This is a genomic window from Kitasatospora sp. NPDC057542 (genome assembly GCF_042801945.1).
Classification (GTDB): Bacteria; Actinomycetota; Actinomycetes; order Streptomycetales; family Streptomycetaceae; genus Kitasatospora.
Window position 1 is genome coordinate 1 of the sequence record NZ_JBHVFE010000500.1, and the last position, 6,371, is coordinate 6,371.

The window sequence follows — 6,371 nt, forward strand, 5'->3', positions numbered from 1 at the left end:
TGCGGCAGCCGAGGATGCTGCATGCGACGCCGGGTTGCCGTTTCCCGGGAAAGGGAACTCGGTGGCCCGGCAATGGGACCGCAGGTGAGAACCGGTGCTGCCGTTCTGTGAGAAGGCGCCGTGCCTGTCGGCACGATGCCGTGCACACCCGCTCGCCCGTGTGGGTCGCGCCACCGCAGAGGGCCTGGGCCTGCCGCCGAGTCGAACGAGTATCTCGGCCCGCCGGTGAGATCCACGAGTCCGCTTGCCCATGGACGAGTTGTCTGCACCTCCGCCCGTTCCCGAGGCGATCCCGACGGGGCTGGAGCCCGGCAGGGCGGCCCGCGGCGGGAAGGTCGTGAAGCCGGCGGTCCATCGCCCGGCGGACCATCCGCCGGGCGAGCCGGACTTTCGTGGCGAACTCGATCTCCTCGTCGATCCCGGTGTCTCGATCCGCTGCGGGCCGAGAGGCCGGCGGTCGCCTACGGCAGCCGGGCGTGCTCGGCGCGGCTCTCGGCGATGCGCTGCTCGGCGAGGGCGCGGGCCCGGTCGCGGTCGTGGCCGGTGAGCCTGGCGAGGATCGCCGCGAGTGGCCTGACCCTGCCGAAGCCGCCCCAGTGGCCCTCGGGGATCTCGGTGGGGAAGACCCAGATCCGGCCGGGGTCGCGCGGCCAGGCGCCGTCCTCGGCGTCCAGGATCGCCTCGGTGACGTCGGCGATGACGCCCGCGCGCTTCCGGGCGTCGAGCTGGCCCTCGGGCACGGACGGGACGACCTTGTAGCGCGGGGCGTCCGCGATCTCGCCGCCGACGTAGACGGCGGCGGGCCGGTGCAGGAAGAGCCAGGACACCGAGCGGGTGGCCGGGTCGGCGGGGTCGAAGCCCTCGTGGCGGATCAGGATCTCGGTGATGCGGTTGAGCAGGGCCGCTTCCGCCTCCGGCCGCAGGGCGCCGTCGGGGATGTGGACGTCGAGCATCGGCATGGCCGTCGCCTCCTGGATTTAATTTCTCAACTCAGCTGGATCGGAGCCTAGCCGGGACTGAGTGGAGATTGTCAACCCAGGTGCTTCGGGGCGGTCTAGGATCGAGCCATGGCGGAGCAGCGACACCAACGACGGATCGACCCGGCGAACTGTTCGGTCGGGCGTGCACTCTCGGCGGTCGGCGAGCGGTGGTCGCTGCTGATCGTGCGGGAGGCCCTGGACGGTGTCAGCCGCTTCGGGGAGTTCCGGACCCGGCTGGGAATCGCCAGCAACCTGCTCTCCACGCGGCTCGACGGCCTCGTCGCCGCGGGTGTGCTGCACCGGGTGGCGTACCAGGAGCCCGGCGACCGGCAGCGCTTCGAGTACCGCCTCACCGAGAAGGGCGTCGACCTGAGGCCCACCGTGATCGCCCTGCTGGAGTGGGGCGACAAGTACCTCGCGGACGAGGAGGGCCCGTCGGTCGTCGTCCGGCACGGCACCGCCGACGGCCACGGCTGCGACGAACCGGTCACTCTCGTCCTGACGTGCGCCGCCGGACACACCGGCCTGCCCCCGGACTCCGTCTACCGCAGCCCGGGCCCGGGCGCCCGCTTCCTGCCGTCCTGAGCGGCCCCGCCACTGGGCCGGTCCGCGCGGCGACGTGCCGTGGCCGTGGCAGTGTCCCTGCCCGGCCGGCCGTCCGCACCCGCGGGCGGCCCCGAGGTCGGGCCCGGGACTTCAGCCCGGTTCGACTTCAGCCCAGTTCCATGAGGATGTCGGCGCGGGCGTAGTAGTCGGCCACCGGGAGCCGGTCGCGGGTGATCCTCACGAACCCGGCGTCCTCGTAGAGGTGGACGGCGGGGGCCAGCCTGCTGTTCGTGCCGAGGAACAGCCTGGCCGCGCCGAGTGCCCGGGCCCGGCCGATCGCCGCGGCCACGAGCCGGCGGCCGATTCCGCGCCCCTGCGCGCCGGGGGTGACGGCCATCTTCGCCAGCTCGAACACGGCGTCCGGGTGGGCCAGAAGCGCAACGCACCCCACGACGGTTCCGCTTCCCGGCTCGCGGGCCAGGAGCACGTCGCCGCCCGGGTCCACGATGCGGCCGAACGGATCCCCGAGCACGGCCCGGTCCTCCTCCTCCAGGGTGAACAGCTGTGAGATCCATTCCTCGTTCAGCGCGCGGAACGCGTCGGCGTCGCTGGGCGAGGCGATCGAGGAGACCACGGGCGGTGCGGACGCGTACGGCATGGGGCGGGTTCCTTCCCTGGACGACACCACGTCAGCCTGCGACTGCGCCGACTCATGTGTCCAATACGTACACCGGCCGCCATCCATAGGCTGGAGATATGGATCAGCGAATCGAGCTCCGGCATCTGCGCTACTTCCTGGCGCTGGCCGAGGAATTGCACTTCGGCCGCGCCGCCCGCCGGCTGCACATCGCCCAGCCGGCCCTGTCCCAGCAGATCAGGCAGCTGGAGAAGATCGTCGGCGTCGAGCTGTTCCGGCGGACGTCCCGGAGCGTGCGCCTCACGGACGCCGGGATGACGTTCCGGCCGCGGGCGAGGGACCTCCTGGGCCGGCTGGCCGCCGATCTGGACGAGGCCGGCCGGGTCGGCCGCGGCGAGGCCGGCCGCCTGGACGTCGCCTTCATCACCTCCGCCGCCGCGATCGTCAGCGAACGGCTCCGGGCCTTCTCCCTCCGCCGCCCGGACGTCCAGGTCAGGCTGCACGACGGCTTCACCGTCGACGTCCTGACGGCCCTGGAACGCGGCACGGCCGACATCGGGATCGTCCGTGATGCCGAGGAACGCGACGACATCGACCTCGCCCTCCTGACGACGGAACGGTTCGTCGCGGTCGTCCCCGCCGACCACCCCGCCGCGGAGGGAGACCGGGTGGAAGCGGCGGCGCTGGCCACCGACCCCCTGATCCTGTTCCCGCGCTCGGCGGGAGCCCGCGCGTTCGACGTGAACACCCAGCCGATCCGGGACACCGGCAACGACGTCCGGGTCGTACAGGAGTGCTCGAACTGGCACACCGTCATCATGCTCGTCGCCGCGGGCCTGGGCGTCACCATTGCCCCCCACAGCGTCACCACGCTGCTCCCCGCGGGCGCCCGGCGCCTCGAACTCGACGGGCCGTCCGCCATGAGCCGGGTCTTCCTGGCCACCCGCCGAGGAGACGACCGGCCCCTCGTGCGGGCCTTCGTCGCGGCCTCCGAATCCGTGGCGGGCCGGGACGGACGGTCGAACGACGCGCCCTTGATGCTGTCCTTCACCGCGACGTAGGCCTTGCGCCCGTCCGGGCTGACCGCCACCGAGGCGGGTGACGCGTCCAGTTCGACGGTCCGCGGGACACCCGGGACCGGCCCGCCGGACGTGCCGGTGACGGCGCCGGCGGAGCCGGACCCGGCGAGAAGCAGTGCCGCACCCGCCGCCAGGGCGCCTGACCAACGGGCCTTCGGCAAGAGCGAGTGCCCGTACGAGGTGTGGCTTCGGTGAGGCACACGAAGGCCGCAGCCCTGCGGGAGGGCTCCGATCCGTCCGTGCCGGTGACGATCGGACCGCTGGCACCCGGTGCGGGAGTGGTGTGCACGGGAACCTCCAGGACGTGCGGTCCGACCAAGGCCCGCCCGGCGGGCAGCAGCGGCCCGGAGCCCCGCTCCGACCGGCGGACGACGTGTACGTTCCGGAACCGCTGACGCGCCGCGCCGCCCCGCTTCCGGGGCGGCGCACGCCGGTCAGTCAGCCGATCGCCGCAGAAGGTAGGTGTCCATGATCCAGCCCTTGCGCTCGCGCGCCGACTCGCGCAGTTCGCGGATCCGCGGGGCGGCTTCGGCCAGCGGGCCGGCGACCAGGATCTCGTCGGGAGTGCCGAGGTAGGCGCCGTAGTGGATCTCCAGCCCCTCGGGGTCGATCCCGCTGAAGGCGGCCCGGCCGTCGAGCATCACCACCACGTCGTCCACGTCCTCGGGGAACCCCTCGGCCAGGCGGCGGCCGGTGGTGATCTGTACCGGGCGGCCGACCCGGGTCAGCGTGGTGCGGTGGCGGGCGGCGAGCGCGGACACACTGCTGATGCCCGGGATCACCTCGTAGTCGAACGCGACCGTGCCGCGGGCCCGTACGTCGTCCACCACGGCGATGACACTGTCGTAGAGGCTCGGATCCCCCCAGACCAGGAACGCGCCCGTCTCGCCCTCACCGAGGTGCTCGACGGCCAGCTGCTCGACCAGGTCGGCGCGGCGGACGCGCCAGTCGTCCACGGCGGTCGCGTATGCCGGGGTGGTGCGGTCCCGCTCCGCGTCCGGCGCTTCGACGAGCCGGTGCCCGGGCCGCCCGTGCTCGGCCAGGATCCGGCGACGCAGCCGGATCAGGTCCTGCCGTTCCTCGCTCTTGTCGAGGATGAAGAAGACATCCGTGCGGGCGAGTGCCTTGACCGCCTGCAGGGTGAGGTGGTCGGGGTCGCCCGCGCCGATGCCGATGACGAAGATGTGCCGCATGAGAGGCATTCTGCCGTCCGAGACACCCTGATCACGCCGGCAGCCGGGAGGAGCGCGTCGCGAAGCCGGGTATGGACCACCGTGACGTGACGCACGAACCCTTGACCGGATCTTTTCCGTTTCGCCATGATGGGCCGTCAAGTAGCGACTCCGCCGATGGGGGAAGTCCGGTCCGAATCCGGCGCTGACCCGCAACGGTAGGCCTCCGGCTCCACGTCGGCGGCGAGCCCGATTACCCGTCGGCGGAGGTGTGTCGTCCCCTCCTCCCGTCGTGGTCTGCGGGCCGGAGCTCCGAGGGCTGCCCGGCGTGTCGCCGACGTCCTCCGGGCCCCTGCGTCCAGGCCCGGAAAGGCACCCATGCCCGCGCTCCGCCGCACTCTCGGTCTGCTCGCGATACCCGCCCTCGCACTCGCCACCGCGCTCCCGGCGGCCACCGCCGCCCACGCCGCGCCCGCCGCCGCGACCTCGTCCCCGACGGTCCGCCCCGACGCCGCCGCGGGCGGCTGGCTGGCCCGCCAGCTCGTGGACGGCGACCACTTCGAGTCCGTCTTCAACGGGACCGCCTACCCCGACCAGGGCCTGACCGTGGACGCCGTGCTGGCCTTCGCCGCCTCGCACAGCTCCGACGAGGCCGCCGCGAAGGCCACCGCCTGGCTGGCGAAGCCCGAGATCATCAGTGGCTACCTCGGCGACGGCACCACCGAGGCCTACGCGGGCGCGACCGCCAAGCTGCTGCTCGCCGTCGAGGTCCGCGGTGGGAGCCCGACGGCCTTCGGCGGCGTCGACCTGCCGGCCCGCCTGCGCTCGCTGCAGACCGCCGAGGGCCGTTTCTCCGACCGCTCCCAGTGGGGCGACTACAGCAACGCCTTCGGCCAGTCCCTCGCCGTGATCGCCCTGCACCGCACACCCGGTGACGCTCCGGCGGCGGCTGTCGACTTCCTCGCGAACAGCCAGTGCGCGGACGGCGGCTTCCCGGTCTCCTTCGGCCAGGCCACCTGCACCAGTGACCCCGACGCCACCGCACTCGCCGTCCAGGCCCTCGCCGCCACCGGTCGCGCCGCCAAGGCGAACACGGGCCTGGGCTGGCTCACCGCCCACCAGAACACCGACGGCGGGTTCGCGGCGGCCGGGGCGAGCGCCTCCAATGCCAACACCACCGGCCTGGCCACCCAGGCGCTGCTCTCCGGCGGGCGCCTCGTCGCCGGCCTCAAGGGCTGGAGCCGGTTGGTCACGTTCCAGCAGGGCTGCTCCGCCGACCCGGCGGTCCGCGGAGCCGTCGCCTATGACGCGTCCGGCTTCAACGCGGGCAACGGCGCCCGGGCCACCGCGCAGGCCGTCCTCGGCCTCGCGGGCACCCCGCTGGCCACCCTCTCCGCTTCCGGGGCCCGCCCCGATGCCCCGACCCTGGCCTGCCCGGCCCCGGTCGCGCGCTGAACGAGCCTGACACCAGGAGGATTTCACCGATGACCGACACTCTCACCGCGGTCCGCCCGGCCCGCCGTACGCTCGGGTCGATCGCCGCCGCGGCGGCCCTCACCGCCGGACTGCTCGGCGTCTGCGCCGTCCAGGCCCCGCAGGCGCAGGCGGCCGCCTGCACCGGCACCACCGGAGTCACCGTCGTGGTCGACTTCACCGCCGTCGGCGGCGGCATCCAGACCGGCTGCGCGCTCGGCGACCCGGCCAGTGGCCTGGCCGCGCTGACCGGCGCCGGATTCTCGTACGCCTTCCACCCGCGCTACCCGGGCTTCGTCTGCACCATCAACGCCCTGCCGACGACCTGCACCAACCCGACCGGCAGCGCCTACTGGTCGTACTGGCACGCCCAGCACGGCGGCCCCTGGTCGTACAGCAGCCTGGGCGCGGGCAGCTACAACCCGGCACCCGGCGACGTCGAGGGCTGGTCCTTCGGTGCCGGCGCGCAGCCGGGCATCACCGC

The 6,371-nt window shown here is 73.4% G+C and carries 7 protein-coding genes and 1 riboswitch; of the genes, 4 read left to right on the top strand and 3 right to left on the bottom strand.

The features are described from left to right. Positions 1-461 precede the first annotated feature (461 nt). Positions 462-959 (bottom strand): hypothetical protein, encoded by a 498-nt coding sequence (locus tag ACFU7Y_RS37780; protein WP_224281357.1) that lies wholly within the window; start codon positions 957-959, stop codon positions 462-464. A gap of 108 nt (positions 960-1,067) precedes the next feature. On the opposite strand from ACFU7Y_RS37780, the gene ACFU7Y_RS37785 reads away from it, so the two are divergent. Then, positions 1,068-1,565 (top strand): helix-turn-helix domain-containing protein, encoded by a 498-nt coding sequence (locus tag ACFU7Y_RS37785; protein ID WP_224281358.1) that lies wholly within the window; start codon positions 1,068-1,070, stop codon positions 1,563-1,565. Positions 1,566-1,692: 127 nt separating this feature from the next. Here the strand turns inward: ACFU7Y_RS37785 and ACFU7Y_RS37790 are convergent, their stop codons facing one another. Beyond that, entirely contained in the window at positions 1,693-2,184 is a 492-nt protein-coding gene (locus tag ACFU7Y_RS37790) for a GNAT family N-acetyltransferase (RefSeq protein ID WP_224281359.1), read from the bottom strand. A 98-nt stretch (positions 2,185-2,282) separates the two neighbouring features. Between ACFU7Y_RS37790 and ACFU7Y_RS37795 the strand changes: the two genes are divergently transcribed. After that, positions 2,283-3,224, top strand: a complete 942-nt coding sequence (locus ACFU7Y_RS37795; protein ID WP_224281360.1) for a LysR family transcriptional regulator — start codon at positions 2,283-2,285, stop codon at positions 3,222-3,224. Between the two features lie 452 nt (positions 3,225-3,676). Here ACFU7Y_RS37795 and cobF read toward each other — a convergent pair whose 3' ends face one another. Beyond that, the gene (gene cobF / locus ACFU7Y_RS37800) at positions 3,677-4,435 is read right to left on the bottom strand and encodes a precorrin-6A synthase (deacetylating) (protein WP_224281361.1); all 759 of its coding nucleotides are present in this window, start codon (positions 4,433-4,435) and stop codon (positions 3,677-3,679) included. A 110-nt stretch (positions 4,436-4,545) separates the two neighbouring features. After that, positions 4,546-4,694: riboswitch (cobalamin riboswitch) on the top strand. 98 nt (positions 4,695-4,792) lie between these two features. Between cobF and ACFU7Y_RS37805 the strand changes: the two genes are divergently transcribed. Then, a complete protein-coding gene (locus ACFU7Y_RS37805; protein ID WP_263455127.1) occupies positions 4,793-5,869 on the top strand; it encodes a prenyltransferase/squalene oxidase repeat-containing protein in 1,077 nt (358 codons plus the stop codon). Between the two features lie 29 nt (positions 5,870-5,898). Continuing rightward, on the top strand, positions 5,899-6,371 hold a 473-nt coding region (locus ACFU7Y_RS37810; RefSeq protein WP_380771062.1), incomplete at its 3' end, for a hypothetical protein.